The organism is Novosphingobium sp. P6W (assembly GCF_000876675.2).
Taxonomy (GTDB): domain Bacteria; phylum Pseudomonadota; class Alphaproteobacteria; order Sphingomonadales; family Sphingomonadaceae; genus Novosphingobium.
In genome coordinates this window covers 191,666-206,771 of the sequence record NZ_CP030354.1, presented here as the reverse complement: position 1 = coordinate 206,771, position 15,106 = coordinate 191,666, and the positions used below count along the sequence as shown (strand labels likewise).

The window sequence follows — 15,106 nt, the reverse complement described above, 5'->3', positions numbered from 1 at the left end:
TTCCGGTCTAACGATAAGCAGATCGATTTCTCAGTCGTGCCGGGAGGTTTGACACAGCGAGGAGATCAACCGGGGCTCTGAGAAGTGCAAAAGGGTTTCTCCCGCCCTCCCGGCACCAAACGCCCCGTTGCAGACATAGGCTTTGATCAGAAACTGCTTTTATAAGCGTTCAGCACCCGAATATTTGAGAATTCGAAATAATACACCGTGTCGGTGACATACAATGGATGATATCGTAAAAAATAGCGTCCTTTGAATTTTACAGCGCCAGTACTTTTAATTGTTCGTACGCCAATTCTACTATCAATACGATGACCGCAAAGAGCGATAAGGCCGTTAAGTTTTGAAAAACTAGAAGGGAGAGGGGTGAAATCCTCTTTATTTGGCATAAATCTGTTCTCAATAAATAGATTATCGTGCTGAGAGAATTTACTTGGAAAGCTCTCGCAAGTTTTTTGTGAGCACCCCGCTATAGAAAATACAATGAAAGCAGAGGTCAGAAGTCGCAAAGATGGGCATTGAATTTTCATTGCCTTACGATGCCACGTAGCTTTCATTCGAGCAATGTCAGCTTCCCACCCGTTTTCGCCATTCAGGAGGCAAAGCGCCGCGCTCCATAGCCGCCTGTCCGGTGCTCGCCGCGTGCGAAGAAGACCGGCCTGACCGGACACGCCCCAGGATTGCCACTAATGAGCGAAAGCTCAGCGCCCGCTAGCGGTCATATATAGTGTTGGGCTGACGGAAGTCTCTTGGGCGCGCTCTGCCGATGAGTTTATCTAATTCATGCTCAAATTCAGCGCAGTCATCGAGCAAAAGCCCGTTCTTGCTTTGGCTTGCCGAAAAGAAAATAGATCCGCCGTCCAAAACTATTCGTAAGCGATTACCCTTCTGCCACAGCCCTATATCGCACATGGTTTCGGTTTGCATGACGAACAAATTTTTATGGACACCCTTCCACACTTTTAACGACCGTAGAACTGCCCCGTTACCGGCATCATCCCCCGACGCTATTACTTCAACGTCGGCGATGATCGACGCTGACTGATACGCTTTTTGAGCCAACGCGCGGATTTCAGATTTCGAAGGCTCCAGATTTGCTGGACTGCAACCTAAAGCGGCACTGGCTGGCAGCAGGCAGGCAAAGGAGAATAGCGACATGGCAAGGCGTATCATACGTCATTATCACCACAGTATAGTGTTGACGCAACAGTCTGCCTTACTGCGGTGGCTGCCGAAACCCGATGGTCCTCTTTCCACCAAAAAGCGCCAATCGGCGACATTCCAGACACGCCCCATTGCGGACATTAAAGGGAGCCTAATCTTGTTCCCGCTGGCGTACTAAATCCGCCAGTTTGTCACATGCTTCTCGCAAGGAAGCATCAGCAATCTGATTTGCGCGAGGCAACAGACCATCCAATATTTCCAAAGCTAAATTAGGGTCTTCTGACCGCAGCGCAAAGTCGGCGATACCCTCAAGAATGTCAGCGCCGCCTGTCTGTTGCTGCCACGGTGTGCTCAACAGCAACCAAGCCTTCTCATATTCGCCAATTGCATCACGGTAATTGGATTGATTGAAGCCGAGGTAGTCACCATCACTCAAGAAATGCCCCATAGCTTCCCACTTTTGGAAGCCAAGCTCAGACTTCATCCGAGAACGATCTTCGTCTGACCACAGTTTTTCCATGGCAGGAACTTACTACCTCAGTCTCGTGTCCGCTACCCACCACTTCGCGCCCTTGCGGGACGATTTTGCGAGAATGGCAGCATCCGCCCCCTTGCGGACATTGAGCACGTGGAGCACTAGTTGGCTATGCGGCCAGTCTTGCTTCTCTCATTTGCGGCATCAATGTTCGGACATAGTGGGGAAGTGCAGGCCGCCTCACGGCTTAAAACTGAAGATCAGGCAGCACTTTGCGCCGTCAGTGCCATAGCGCTGGCGACTCTCGGTTCTATCCGCTCAAGCCGCGACGCCGATCTGCGTGAGCGCGCCGATGGAATCCTGGAGAAGGCTGGCGGATACAGCGTGTTACCGAAAAAAATACGGTGCGAGGATCACTGGGTTCAGCTTTCACCTCGTCGCTACGGCACGTACATGGACGCATTCCAATTGTCGTCTAATCGCCGAGAGATTTTAATTTCCGGTGGGTATCAAGCCGGACCGTTGGAAGGTGCAGACGGCTTCTGCCTGTTCCGATTGGACGATGAAGAATGGCATCTTGTAGGTTGCCAAGTTCTCGGGGTTTCTTAGCCGTCCGATTTTGGTCTGCAATCCACCCATCATAGCCGCTAACGCTGCTGATCTGCACTGCCTGGAAACAGTCGGGCAGCTTTACTCCGCCAAGCGATGCGACCGGCGATCCGGAACGGCGAAAAAGGGTGGTGAGCGGACTAAAACTGCTTGGGCGACCAGCGCCTCAACGCGGACCCGCAAACAAGCGCGGTTCCGAAAATCATCAAACCGAGCGAGATTTGACCGAGCATTGCAGCGTTGCCAGTGAGAGATATGCTACAATCGAAGACGCAGGCGGGAGGCCCGTCTGGATCGTTCTGCCTGCGCGCGTTTTCGGCGACCCAATTCACCGTCGTGAGGTAGTTTATATGTTCCCGGGCGAGGAAACCGACGACCTGAAGAACCACGCCAAGCCATAAACGCGAATGGACCACTTGCTCAATACTCGCTCTGTCGTGGCCTATCATCCCGCTTTAAACTTTTGGACGCAATGTATGCAACGGGGCGTGAACGGAATTTCGCGGATCGGCAACGTATGGTGAAAAACGGACTTAGGACATGATCTTTAGGACCGATCAACGAAGAGGGCGTAATGCGAGCTTGGGCAAAAAGTGCATCGGTCTACGCGATCATGGTTATTCTAGGGGCCGTAATTGGTCCAATCTTGTTCGCAATCTGCGCCGCAGCGATGCCCGGCCGCAGCCTTCTTGGCGACGAACACACAGAAGCAAAACGCCTTTTGAGCGCCTACCAGTCCAAACTGCCGCCGCCTGAGTTACTTACCATTGCGGCCTTTCGCAAAGATGGATTAGAATGCGGGTACGAGAGTAAAAAGATATTTCCTGATGCAGGTGCGCAATTTCTCATCAGTGGGAAGCAGAGAAAATTTACCGATTACGCGGGATACGTCGTTCTTGACAATTGGCGCAATAGTTCAAGAGTTGCCGAGTGGATTAGCGCTTTAACCTACCAAATAGAAGATGACATGAGCCGTTTCAAAATCGGCTTTCTCCGCCGATGCATAGAATATACCGCCATTTCCAAAGCGTGCATGAGCCGGGTCGGGGTGTATAGCGATAAAGTGGCGCGCTTTAAGCATGGTCGCGAGCCTTGGCCGCTGGATGGGTTTGGCGTGGAAGACCAGATTGTTTGTACTTATGTGGATGGGGTCGCAGCAAAGCATGGATTGACCCCCGTCAAACGTCGCGAAGATTATTAGTCCGCTATGGGGCGTCTGCTGACCGGCAGGAAATGTCCTTCGTCGGCGATGTGCCACACCGAAGGCGACTGGCAGCTATCTGCCGATCTGAGCCGGTGAGCCGTCATTCCGCTACCGGCCAGGGATGTCATGCCGGAGCCCGCGATCGCGCGCCGCAGGAATGTCCAGTGTCAGTTACGAAGCTGCCGTTCGCGGAGGCGCAGCGAACAGCGGCTTTGTCCCAGGCCCTGCCTTCTGACATCGAAGGTCGGTTCAACAGGTGGAGGCAACACTTCAATCTTTTTCGGAAGATGGAATGTCGCGATGAAGCAATGTCGTCGGATATATTTCCGGACATCCAGCGGTCGGAAATATGGGATCGTTGGCAGCGCGGAGAGCCGATGAGTTCGATTGAACGAAGGTTCGATCACGAGCCATCGTCGTTATTTTTGGTGATTTCGCCGACCAGCGGTATCCGGCCTGCCGATCGCAAGCGCGGCAGCCTTGCGTTAAGCCTTGCAGAGCGGGAGGAAATATCGCGAAGCCTGAGTGTCAGCGAGCCCTGGCAGACGCTACTCAACTGACCCCGCGCATGGGCAGTAGGCGGGGAGTCGGCGGCTTTCATCCTGTCGAAAGACGCCAAAACGCCGAGCATCAAAGGCTTCGCCAGCGACGGCAAACCGTTCTCGCATTTCTGGGTCGAAACTCCGGATCGGCTAATCGACGTGAGCACATACCCGCGTGACTTTGCCGAGCGTACATTCCGCCAGCTTGAAGGCTTTGGCTCCTACGGGTTTCCCGAGAGCCACGCGGCAAGCTTCGCCAAGATTTCCTACGCGTCGAGCTGGATGAAGTATCATCATCCGGACGTGTTCTGCGCGGCGCTGATGAATGCGCAGCCGATGGGCTTTTACGCGCCAGCGCAGATCGTCGGAGACGCCAGGCAGCACGGTGTGGAAGTGCGTCCGCCCTGCATCAACGCAAGCCGCTGGGACTGCACGCTGGAAACCACAGGCAAACGCTACCTCGCAGTGCGCCTTGGCCTCAAGCAGGTCCGCGGTCTGTCCAATGCCGACGGCGCGGCGATCGTCGGTGCGCGCAGCACCACGCCGTTCGAGTCCGTCGAGGATGTCTGGCGCCGGTCCGGCGTGCAGCGTGCAGCGATCGAGAAGCTGGCCGATGCTGATGCGTTTCACGCCTTTGGCGCGAACCGTCGGCAAGGTTTGTGGAAGGTAAGGGGCCTTGGTGAGGTGCCTTTGCCGCTGTTCGCAGCGGCCGACCGCGCCGCGCAGGCGATCAGCGCGGAAGGGATAGAACCCGAGGTCGCGCTGCGCCCGTTGACCGATGGGCGCGAGGTGATCGAGGACTATCGCTCCCTTCAGCTTTCCCTCCGGGCTCACCCGCTGACCTTCGTGCGCGATGAATTGCGGCGGCGCGGTGTCACCAAATGCGTGGACCTCGCGGCAATTCGCGATGGCCGGCATGTCGAGGTCGCAGGGATCATTCTGGTTCGGCAAAAGCCAGGCTCCGCCAAGGGTGTCCTGTTCATCACCATCGAGGACGAGACCGGGATCGCCAATGGAATCTTATGGCCCGACCGGTTCGAAGTCCAACGCCGCACGATCATGTCGGCGTCGATGGTCGGCCTCAAAGGCAGGGTTCAAAAGGAAGGGGAAGTGATCCACGTTATCTGCGACCGGATCATCGATCACGGCGATCTGCTTCACCGTGTGGGCGAGATGTCGTTTCCGCATCTTACCGGCCGGGGGGACGCGGTACGCCACCCCAGCGCTCCCGATCGCGGCGACAAGGGTTGGAAACCCGAGCCGCGTGACTGTTATTGGCCACCCCATGCCGACGGGATCGATCCGGAAGAGGTCGTGCGTTTCAAGTCGCACGACTTTCACTGATATATGCCTTCATTACCAAAGCATCAGCGCGTCGTGATCGCGCTTTCTGTCCACATACTCCGAGCCGCAGTCACAAGCTCTTCGGAAGGACGCGTCGATGGCATCGAAGTTCGCCTGGCGCTGCGGTGTCTGCTGCCACATTGCCCGCAGCGCTGGCCCCTGGAGCTATACTGGGATGCGGCAAAACAGGAAAACGAGATTGGCCGTGCGCAAGGCGTCACTGCCGCCTTCAACGGTATCGTCCGACAGCTGCGGAGCGCAGGACGCTACGAGGACAATTCGCCGCTATAGCGTACCGCATTTAGCGGTTATCAGAACTGGCGTGCGCTGCGCGCGCCGCTCGCTCGCAAAGGCTTCCAGTACCTTTCGCAGGCTCCCCTCGGTAATCATCGACCGGGCTTCGCTCAGCGGCACGCAGGCGCGTTGGGAAACCCGCATCTCCGGCCATTCAGAGAACTCTTCCAGCACCTCTATCGCAAATACGACCGGCTGGCTCAGATCGGCGAGACGATCAGCGATCAGCGGACGCGCTGCCACCGTGCCGCCGACACCACCTTCCTCGAAAGCTTCAGCAGCCGCGCGCTCGCGAGCCGTTTCGTCTACTTCGATTTTGCCTTTGGGTAAGATCCATTTCCCTCTGTGCCGCGAAGTCACCAGCAGAACCTCGCAATGATCGCCGATGACGCGCTAAGGCAGAGCAGTGACCTGGATCCGCATCTTCCGCTCCCACCCCCTCTTATTCGAACCTTCCGCCGGCCATTCGATCTCTGGACATAGCGTTGATACCAGGAGGGACCCACACGGGCGTCAATGACGTGTCCGACCGGTTACGCGCCAGCCCCAGCAGATCTGATACAACGCTATTGCGAATCTGGCAGATGTTCCGCGAGGGCAGCGATGCCCTTACCTGAGAAGTGCTCCATGCTGGCGCCATCGAACAGGATCGGCTTGTCCGGTGTCAGCAGGGCGTTGGCCCGATGCTTGGCATCGAGCACTAGCCATGCGCGAACTGCACCTTCCAGGCTCGTAACTTCGGTCAGATCTTCCGAACCGCGTGGTACATTTTGCAGCGCCGCACTCGCTTTCCAGTCAATTTCGGGTGTCTTGGCTTCGTCGTTCCAGGTTGCTTCGACCATATTGATTCATTCCTTCTCACGGTGACCCTACCGCATGATAAGCAAGTGAAGAAGGCGCGGTTATGGTTCCTTGAATTCGCGATTGTCGGGCCTCGTCGCAGCATTAGGCCTACTCGCCTTATCGAAAGGAGCTTTCTGGCACGCACCGTGTTGCGTCGCACAATGCTATTCGTGAGATCAGATGACCGACACTTTCCGCGCCCACGGCTGGGGCGTCAAAGCTGCCCACGCAGGGCTCAGCGCCAGCGACAATCCTTACTCAAACGCTGCTCATCGCGAAGCCTGGAATGCCGGCTTTTAACTCACTAAGGAAGCGTCGGGCGTCAGCATCATTGCTGATCGCTCGGTGCTCAGGCACTGTTATCCATTGAGCGGTAGAGCACACGATTTCGAACACGCGACAGGTAGCGTCGACGCTTTCTGCCAAGGCGAGAGCGACGATCGCGGCTGCAAACTCCTTGCGCAGACCGCTGCAGCTATCCGCCACGATCCTTTAACGCTCGAGCGTTGATACAATGTGCAATCGCGCAAGAATGCGGGGCGAACCCGAGACATTATGGGGATCCGCCGCCAGATTGTTAAGCGAGCGACCACGTGATAATCGCTTCGATCCCGGCGAACTTCGGCCGAAGGGCCGAAGCTACGTCATTCGAGAGCAGGATGGGGAACGCGCCTGGGACGTCATGAACTGGGACGTGCTGGGCGGAAAAGCCGCTTGGCCGATGACCAACGTACGCCAGTTGGGACTTGCCCAATGGCGCAGACTGGCGGCAAAGCCGGAAAACCGTTGCCTCATCACTCTCACCGAGTTTTGCGAATTCACGCCTGAAAAGCATGATCTGGCCGACGGCAAACCACCGCTGAAGGGCGAGATGTGGTTTTCGGTCATCGATCAGCCGACTTTTGCAGTCGCCGGCTTCTGGCAGGGCACGGAGCAAGGGCGTGGCTTTACGATGGTGACATGCGATCCCAATTCGCTGGTCGCACCGATCCATCCCAAAGCAATGATCACAATCCTCGCGCCGGATGACATCGACACCTGGCTGCGTGGGTCCTATGACGAGATCGTTGCCCTTCAGCGGCCCTACGATCCCGGCAAGATGACGGTGCGCGGGCCAGTCTTTCCAACCCGTCGAAACGAACGGTAGCCGATTAGGAAGGGGTAACCTCGGCCCATAGAGCGCCGGCGGTCCTTTTTCACATAAACTGGCGGTGCCCTGGAAGGGAGATGAGGTTTTTGTCGCTGCGAATGACAGATCTTAGGATTCTTTCGCGGGAACCGGCTCCAACCCTGTCGCAGCATCGAGGACGGCGAGCCGTTCCAGGCACACATCCTGCACGACACGGCCGAGTTCCTCGACCTGCTCGCCAAGCCAGGCCAATTCTTCCTGTGTGATCTGATAATGTTTGGAATATCGCGCCTTGACGTAAGCCTCCTTGAGCTTGGTGAATGTGGCCCGATCTGCGCGGGTCTCATTGGGCCAGACATAGCAAAGGCGGCGATCGAGGCGCTCAGCCTGCGTGCGCAGGAACCCCAGATTGTGGACATGCGGCGTATAGAAGGTAAGCGTCAGCAGGACGCAGTGATACAGACGTTCGGTAGCTTGATGGAGCAGGAAGGCGGCCTCTTTCAAACGACCTTGCGCATGACTGAACTGTGCAGTCTCCAGCATGCCTGCAGCACTGGGGAACCACTCCTCGAAATACTCCCGCGCCATCGCAAGGGCGGCCCCGGGCGTCTTCGGACGGGGAGCAAGTAGTCCGCTGTCGTCGCACTGGTAGAGCGCGATGCCGTCTCGCGCGAGATCCATGAAGAAATAGCGGCCCTGAGCGAGGCCGTCGTTCACCTCCTGCAGCGAATGCACGATGAAATTCACGGGCGTGCGCAGCGCCCCGGAAATGGAAAACTCGCGGCTGAGCCGGTCATCGAGCTTTGACCAGTACTCCAGGCGATCTGTCAGGCGCTTGTCGTTGACGATTAACAGCAGGTCGTAGTCGGACTGGTAGCCCTTCGCGGTGTGCGGTTCGTCGACCCAACCGCCGCGAGCGTACGAGCCATAGAGGACCAGCTTGAGGATTCGTCCCTTTTTTTTCCAATCCTGCGTGGCGAGCGCGAGCGCATCATCGAATTCCTCGAAGATGATCTGCACGACGCGCTCAAGTTCGCGCTGCTTGTTACCAGGGAGATGATCGAGATCGGTACGCATCCCTGCGATTCTGCCGCGTTGTCCTGCAGTTGGCAAGCGCGAGTGGTCGCAGGAGTTGCTTCTGTCGAGGATGGACTTTTATGGCTGCGGATGGTCGGGCGCGCCGGCAAAAGGGAAGGGAAGAAACCAACCCCGACCCACAGGTTCGAACGCGGGCGTAGCGCGAAATGGCGGGCTGAGCACGAAGGCCAGGGACAATGCTTGCAACGACTGAAGTTCCGATGTGCCACGGATCGATCGTATGATGTGCAATTCCCGGCGTGGCGTTGCCACGCGCGTCAGATTACAAACTGTCTGCTGATCCGTCGGCGCTCAACGCCGAGAAGTCGTTGATGCCCACAAGCTGTCTCACTTGCGCCGGGATACAGTTGCCTCCGCTGGCATAATCACGGTGGGTCTGGCGAGCCTGGGCGTTCGTCAGCAGATAGAAGCTGGGCGCCAGGGTCATGAGGTTCAGTTCGATGAAGATGAAGAAATCCGCATCGTGCTTCGCTTTGATGTCCACCGGCCAGCGGGTGATCTCAGTTGCGCGCTTTCTGAATTGCCGGGTCTTGACCTCGATCGATCTGGGCTGGCCGCCGATGATGACGATCACATCATGACCGGGGGCACCCTCGGGACTGATGTAGGCCGCATGCCCCAGCGTATTCAGCTTCGCGACGGTGAGCAATTCGCCCAGTGTCCCCGCCTGAAGCGACGAAAGTTTGGATGGCATTGCAGTACCCCGGTGTTTTTTTGCGCCAATAGACGGCATCGGTGCCTGGCCGTTGATCCCCTAGGTCCCCTCCATGGCCCAAGCGAGCGGAGCGGGCAAACTCCAGCAGCATGTGCGAACCGCGTTCACCCGGCCTTCACGGCATGGCGGGCCGAACCTCGAATTCGCCGAACTTGCCGCCCCGGAGGATTGATTGCTCTGAAACCCTGCGCTGTGATCGTCGGCCCCGAATGACGGTCATGCGGCTCAAGTCACGGCATGAACGTCTTGCTCAGCGTCAACCCTGTCGCCTCGGAACCTTCAACATGCGCCCGACGCGTGCTCCTGTATTAAAGGTTTCTCCAACAACCTTGATAGGTCTGTCCGTTCGCCAGCCATATCAACGCTGACGAGGTCCCAGAGATTCTATCATTTACAACGTCGCCGGGGGGTCACCCCTGCCGCAACCGCCTCCACCACGGGGTCGGCTCGTCAAATGCATCCGCGAGGATCAGCAGTGCCGTTGCGAACTCCCCTGCTACCGCCCCGGTTGTCAGTCCGAGATTTTGTGCCACCTCCTCGTAAGACACCTCCTCACGCCCAAGCTGGCGAAAGACATCACGTTGCAGAGGCGTCATCCGGGCAAACGCCAGACGCGAACGCCAGCGAAATTCCCGGCGAGACAGCCCGAGCATCACCGCGCCCTCCCCTTCTTCATCCGTCCTGTCCCTGACCAAGCGAACCCTGGCCCGAACAACCCACCTGAATGTAGTGCGCATCGCCTGCCTCCTGCCTGCCCCCAAACCATCATGGCTCCCCCGAAAGGCGGGGGTGGGCGGCCAAGCGACCGGACAGGACCGCAGCAAGCGGCGTCGGCATCCGCCAGGACCGAAACGTGAGTGGAGGAGCCGGACCTGCAGGGTCCGGCTTGCCGGCGAAGCGGGCGGTCCTAGAAGGGAGCGCGCCTACCCCTCGCCACTTCGGGAGAGGCTAAAGACCTAAACGCCGGGCGCGGAGCCCGCCGCGCCCGTCATTTGCGCGGCCGGGCTTGCCGGCCGCTTGCGCCAGCGATCGCCACCGAATGGCCGAGACCAGCGAAGCTGCGGCTCGGGGCCTTGCCGCGCGAATGCAAGGTCGTTCAGACCGGCCGCGAAAGGCCTGGAGCGCGCTCGCGCCGAAGGCGCGAGGCGCCTTGTTCCTTGATAGCATAGGATACCGAGAACTCGCGCCGGTGGCGCCTGACCGCTTCCCTCTCCCCTGCCCGGTTGATGCTCCACCCCATTGGGCTCAATGCCATCATCCGATCCTGCCAAATGGCGAACTAGGCCCTGGCGGTTGGGATCGGTCGTTTGGGGCGACCGGGATCGAGCCGCACCCAATGGTGACAGCAAGGAGGAACTGGAGGGAGCGGCTTGAGTCGAGCGCACGTGACACCGGCCGCTGCATTTCGGAAAGTGGGCCTGACGGGCAAACGCAGTTCCTCCAGTTACGCACAGCGGCCTTCACTGCGAGACAGCATCTGCGCGAATATCATGTAAACTGACCAGCAATGTCAGCGTTAGATGGCAGACTGCCGCCCGTGTTCCACGGTCGGACGAGATCAGCCCAAAAAGCGCCTGCGCCGGTGTTCTCGCCCGCGACCCGGATGAAGACCGGTTTTTGCGGAGTGACTAGCTGAGTTCGATCGAGTCGATATCGATAGCAACGACCACGGGGTGAACCAGGGGCGTACCATCGGGCTGGCGCGCAAATATGCGCCGCCTGGTCGGAAACCACAGACCGCCGACTTCGACATAGCCCATGATGTAATGCGCGGCAGGAGTGTTTCCGGCGATCTCGAGGTCGTAGTCATGCCGTCTGAGCAGGCCCTGGTCGTCGGCATAGAGGGTCTGAACGCTGCAGTGCGTCGGGATGGAGGGCGGAAAACGGACCGTCAGGCGGTGCCAGGTCTCACCATTCTCTATCCAGCTTCCCGCCTCTTGCGTCTCAACCCCTTTCCAATCGAGTACGAACGGGACGTTCAGGTACGTCCAACATGGCTGTGCCAGCGAAATATGCCAGTTGAGCTTCGCTCCACGGCGTCTCGACCTTGTGATGAACGAACGAAGCGCGAGGATCGACCAGATCCTGCTCAATGCTCCCGTCCCCACCGAAGATGCAGACATTCTCGGGTTCGACCGCTGAATATCGCCCTTCGGCACCGAAGGGTTCATGCGAGGCGAATTCATCCTCGAGCGAAACCGTTATCCAGGTATCGTCGAGGACGCCGGGTTGCCCTTTCATGCCCCATAATGACCCGCCTTGCTTGAGATGAGCGCGTAACTGCCGAAACTGTCTCCAACGCTCGGAGCCGCCATGGGCGTCGATGATTTTCGTCTTGAGGTCCGACATGCCGCGCTCCGTTGTACGGGGCACTCCTGCTACGGCGTGGCCAGTCGGCTGAACATCATACGGCAGTAGCGGTCGCGCCAGCACAAGGTCCGTGGAATTTTATGGCCCCTGTCCGGGACGCGTTCGTTTTTTGAAACTGACGCACCGCGCGTCGTGTCAGGATGTCCGAGCACTGTTTTCCCGGATAACGTCCACCAAGGCCTGGAGCTTGCGCGGAATATGCCGGCGTCCCGCAAAATAAAGCGACAGTCCCGGAAAGGGCGGCGTCCACTCGCTTAAAAACTCGATAAGATCGCCGGATGCGATATGTGCCCTCGCCCCTTGCTCCTCGACATAGGCGAGGCCTGCACCCCCGATGGCTGCGGACAGGATCAGATCTGTGGAGTCCAGGACCAGTTTGCTCTTGATGTCCACGACAAGAGCCTCTGCACGACGCTCGAATTCCCAGCGATATATTCGCCCGCTCGCCATCCTCATCCCGATGCAGGTGTGGTGCAGCAGATCCGCCGGCTCAGATGGCCGATCTCGCCCCTCCATATATCGCGGGGACCCGACAATGATCATGCGCACTTCGGGAAAAATCGGCACTGCAATCATGTCAGGAGGGATAGCATCGGCCAGTCTTGCTCCCGCGTCAAAGCCCATACCTGTTATGTCGACCAGCGCGCTCTCTGTAACCACCTCCAGGATGACGCGCGGGTAGCGCCGAACATACTCGAGAAGGATCGGTTCGAGCATCATGCGCGCAGCGCCGGGTGATGTATTGATGCGAAGCCGGCCGCTGGGTTCGCTGGCCACGGCACCTGCTGTCTCTACCGCATCACGGATCAACTGCAACGCAGGCGCGATGTCCGCTACGAATTGTTGGCCTGCTGCAGTGAGTGACACACTGCGTGTCGTGCGGTTGAAGATCCGTACCGCCAGCCTTTGCTCAAGGGCAGCCACCGCATGACTAAGGGCGGATGAGGACACGCCAAGTTCGCGCGCGGCGGGACGGAACCCACCGAGCCTAGCTACGGCCGCAACAGCCTCAAGTTCGGCTAACGTGGGTGTCATTGCGCGATCTGACTCACTAAGCTGTGTCACTTAATCCTTCTTATCAGATCGAATGGCGGGGGCCACCTGCGGATAGTCAGACCACCCAAGGATCATGCCGTGCGCGAAATCACCGAGAACTACATTGATGGGCAGTTCTGCCCTTCGACAGGTACCGAAAATGCCCCCCTTTTTAACCCGGCGACAGAAGAGCAGATTGGCAACGTCCGCCTGTCCGCCGGGCGTGACGTCGACACCGCAGTCGCTGCTGCCAAGCGCGCTTTTCCGGCATTTTCCAACACTTCCCCGGGTGATCGCGTACTGATGCTGCGACGTTTGGCGGCCGCGGCGGCGGACAATGCTGACGCAATCCGGAAAGCGATCCAGGAAGAATATGGCGCACCGGCGCCTTTCGTTGATTTTACCGCCAATCACGCCGGCAACGCATTCCTGGACATGGCGGCGGTCTTGGAAACTTACGCCCGGACGCGAAATATTGGAACAACCGAGGTCGAAATGCGCCCCGTCGGGGTAGCGGGAGCGATCACACCGTGGAATGCCAACGTTGGCTTCATCTGCAGCAAACTAGCCGTCGCGGTCGCTGCCGGCACTTCCATAGTCATCAAGCCGTCAGAGATGAGCGCCATGCAAACGCAGGTGCTCGCCGAAGCGCTCCACGGTGCCGGCCTGCCCTCGGGTGTGTTCAATATCGTCAATGGTTCCGGAGCAGACGCTGGGTCTGCACTCGCCGCGCATCCGGACATCGGAAAGATAAGCTTCACAGGTTCGACTACCACTGGACAGGCTGTTTATCGGGCCGCTGCGGCGACTATGAAGCGCGTTACGCTAGAATTGGGGGGCAAGGGCGCGCAGATCGTTCTGGACGATGCCGATCTGGATGTAGTGGTTCCAAATCTTCTGGCCAATGGGTTCATCAACAGCGGCCAAGCTTGCATCGCCGGAACGCGCATTCTCGTGCCATTTCGGCTTCTGGCCGAGGTCGAGGCGCGTCTTGCTGCGGGACTCGCCGAATGGCCCGTCGGGCCGGCGTTTGACACTGCATCGAGAATCGGGCCAATGGTGAGCCGAAAGCAATGGGACCAAGTCCAGTCCTACATCGCCCTGGGACGAATCGAAGGTGCGCGCGTTCTCGTTGGCGGCGAAGGCCGTCCGGACGGTATCGAACGTGGTTGGTTCGTGCGCCCCACCCTGTTTACCGACGTATCCAATTCGATGCGGATTGCGCGCGAAGAAATATTTGGCCCGGTATTGAGCATCATTCCATACCGGGATGAGGAAGACGCTATCCGCATCGCAAACGATACCGATTACGGGCTTCAAAATTATGTGTTGGGCACCAACTCTGATCGCTTGCGGCGCGTCGCGAGGCGTCTGGAATCCGGCCGGGTCGTCATAAACGGCGCAGCCCATAATCCGCTCGCGCCCTTTGGTGGCACCAAGCAATCGGGAGTCGGCCGCGAGTACGGGGTGTTCGGTCTGGAGGCATTTCTCGAACCGCGAGCCCTGCTGATATAAGCACGTCTCGGCACGGGCTGGATCTCATCCTTAGCGGCAAATCCGTCGGTCATCCGCTGGCAGCGATGATCCGACCGGACAGAAGGCCCCTTACCCAGAGGGGTCAGAGCCGCAGCAAGTCAAGTTCCGCAATGAGGTCGCGTGAATCGAACGGCTTTACGAGGAGCTTTCGAACCTTCGCCCCTTCAGCCTGCCTCTCGATTTCTGGCGTTGGAAAAGCTGTAATCAAAATGATTGGCACTTTTGCTAGCCGCATGAGGCGCGCAAGTTGGAGGCCGTTTGTTCCCGGCATTTGAACGTCGCTGATCACGCAGTTGATATGTGGTTGACGGTCGGACAGGAGAAAAGCGTCCGCCGTCTCGAACATCCTTGCCGAGTAGCCCAAGCTCATCAGCAAATCACCCATGGCCGTGCGGACATCTTCATCATCATCCACGACCGCAATGACCGGGGCTGTATCTGGGTCTCCAGAAGACACGAACTCAGGTTCTCCAGCCCGCAAGCACGGGATGCCGACCACTCGGCATTGCGATATTGTGGCCCTTAAGAATCTCGGTGTGCAAAAAACCGGTGACCCACGGCACTGTTCCGTCGCAGCATCTCATCCGGATCGCATCCCATACCATGGTATGGGGCGGTCGCCAGACGGCGCACCGATTGATAGTGTCCACCTTTTGGTAGACCATCCACGATGCGCTTTTTCCGGCAACGACGATGCCAGCGAACGGCCCTGACGAGGCGCCGCGGTTCAGAGGTCAGATGCTCGACC

Annotated in this window: 16 protein-coding genes and 1 pseudogene; 6 read left to right on the top strand and 11 right to left on the bottom strand. The window is 58.2% G+C overall.

Annotation, left to right across the window (positions count from 1 at the left end):
• Positions 1-146: 146 nt before the first annotated feature.
• The 3 genes from TQ38_RS30260 to TQ38_RS26710 form a co-directional block, all read right to left on the bottom strand.
• The gene (locus tag TQ38_RS30260) at positions 147-671 is read right to left on the bottom strand and encodes a hypothetical protein (RefSeq protein WP_162792433.1); all 525 of its coding nucleotides are present in this window, start codon (positions 669-671) and stop codon (positions 147-149) included.
• Positions 672-711: 40 nt separating this feature from the next.
• Positions 712-1,173, bottom strand: coding sequence for a hypothetical protein (locus TQ38_RS26715; RefSeq protein ID WP_162792432.1), 462 nt, complete (start codon positions 1,171-1,173; stop codon positions 712-714).
• Between the two features lie 142 nt (positions 1,174-1,315).
• Positions 1,316-1,684 (bottom strand): hypothetical protein, encoded by a 369-nt coding sequence (locus TQ38_RS26710; RefSeq protein ID WP_162792431.1) that lies wholly within the window; start codon positions 1,682-1,684, stop codon positions 1,316-1,318.
• Between the two features lie 138 nt (positions 1,685-1,822).
• Here TQ38_RS26710 and TQ38_RS30255 point away from each other — a divergent pair, with 138 nt between their 5' ends.
• The 4 genes and pseudogenes from TQ38_RS30255 to TQ38_RS26690 all read left to right on the top strand — a co-directional run.
• Positions 1,823-2,248, top strand: a complete 426-nt coding sequence (locus tag TQ38_RS30255) for a hypothetical protein (protein ID WP_162792430.1) — start codon at positions 1,823-1,825, stop codon at positions 2,246-2,248.
• Between the two features lie 574 nt (positions 2,249-2,822).
• Entirely contained in the window at positions 2,823-3,449 is a 627-nt protein-coding gene (locus tag TQ38_RS26700) for a hypothetical protein (protein WP_162792429.1), read from the top strand.
• A 167-nt stretch (positions 3,450-3,616) separates the two neighbouring features.
• Positions 3,617-4,012, top strand: a complete 396-nt coding sequence (locus TQ38_RS31150) for a hypothetical protein (RefSeq protein WP_043979746.1) — start codon at positions 3,617-3,619, stop codon at positions 4,010-4,012.
• 147 nt (positions 4,013-4,159) lie between these two features.
• Positions 4,160-5,338, top strand: a pseudogene (locus TQ38_RS26690) (OB-fold nucleic acid binding domain-containing protein); the annotation flags it as partial.
• A 285-nt stretch (positions 5,339-5,623) separates the two neighbouring features.
• On the opposite strand, the gene TQ38_RS30250 reads toward TQ38_RS26690, so the two are convergent.
• Complete coding sequence (locus TQ38_RS30250) at positions 5,624-5,992, bottom strand: NUDIX domain-containing protein (protein ID WP_162792428.1); 369 nt, start codon at positions 5,990-5,992, stop codon at positions 5,624-5,626.
• Positions 5,993-6,198: 206 nt separating this feature from the next.
• The gene (locus TQ38_RS26675; RefSeq protein ID WP_043979753.1) at positions 6,199-6,474 is read right to left on the bottom strand and encodes a hypothetical protein; all 276 of its coding nucleotides are present in this window, start codon (positions 6,472-6,474) and stop codon (positions 6,199-6,201) included.
• Between the two features lie 515 nt (positions 6,475-6,989).
• Here TQ38_RS26675 and TQ38_RS26670 point away from each other — a divergent pair.
• Positions 6,990-7,622, top strand: coding sequence for an SOS response-associated peptidase family protein (locus tag TQ38_RS26670; RefSeq protein WP_043979756.1), 633 nt, complete (start codon positions 6,990-6,992; stop codon positions 7,620-7,622).
• Between the two features lie 111 nt (positions 7,623-7,733).
• Here TQ38_RS26670 and TQ38_RS26665 read toward each other — a convergent pair whose 3' ends face one another.
• From TQ38_RS26665 to TQ38_RS26645, 5 genes are all read right to left on the bottom strand, one after another.
• Positions 7,734-8,681, bottom strand: a complete 948-nt coding sequence (locus TQ38_RS26665) for a nucleotidyltransferase and HEPN domain-containing protein (RefSeq protein ID WP_043979759.1) — start codon at positions 8,679-8,681, stop codon at positions 7,734-7,736.
• A 283-nt stretch (positions 8,682-8,964) separates the two neighbouring features.
• Positions 8,965-9,396 carry a hypothetical protein gene (locus TQ38_RS26660; protein WP_043979762.1) on the bottom strand — a complete coding sequence of 144 codons (432 nt, stop codon included), beginning with the start codon at positions 9,394-9,396 and terminating at the stop codon, positions 8,965-8,967.
• A 431-nt stretch (positions 9,397-9,827) separates the two neighbouring features.
• Positions 9,828-10,073: an RNA polymerase subunit sigma gene (locus TQ38_RS26655; RefSeq protein WP_162792427.1), complete on the bottom strand. Its 246-nt coding sequence runs from the start codon at positions 10,071-10,073 to the stop codon at positions 9,828-9,830.
• Between the two features lie 1,288 nt (positions 10,074-11,361).
• A complete protein-coding gene (locus TQ38_RS31560) occupies positions 11,362-11,766 on the bottom strand; it encodes a hypothetical protein (RefSeq protein ID WP_370059850.1) in 405 nt (134 codons plus the stop codon).
• Positions 11,767-11,922: 156 nt separating this feature from the next.
• Positions 11,923-12,822, bottom strand: a complete 900-nt coding sequence (locus TQ38_RS26645) for a LysR family transcriptional regulator (protein WP_043979769.1) — start codon at positions 12,820-12,822, stop codon at positions 11,923-11,925.
• Between the two features lie 99 nt (positions 12,823-12,921).
• On the opposite strand from TQ38_RS26645, the gene TQ38_RS26640 reads away from it, so the two are divergent.
• Positions 12,922-14,337, top strand: a complete 1,416-nt coding sequence (locus TQ38_RS26640; protein WP_043979771.1) for an aldehyde dehydrogenase family protein — start codon at positions 12,922-12,924, stop codon at positions 14,335-14,337.
• Positions 14,338-14,440: 103 nt separating this feature from the next.
• Here TQ38_RS26640 and TQ38_RS26635 read toward each other — a convergent pair whose 3' ends face one another.
• A complete protein-coding gene (locus tag TQ38_RS26635; protein WP_052505990.1) occupies positions 14,441-14,815 on the bottom strand; it encodes a response regulator transcription factor in 375 nt (124 codons plus the stop codon).
• Positions 14,816-15,106: the final 291 nt, after the last annotated feature.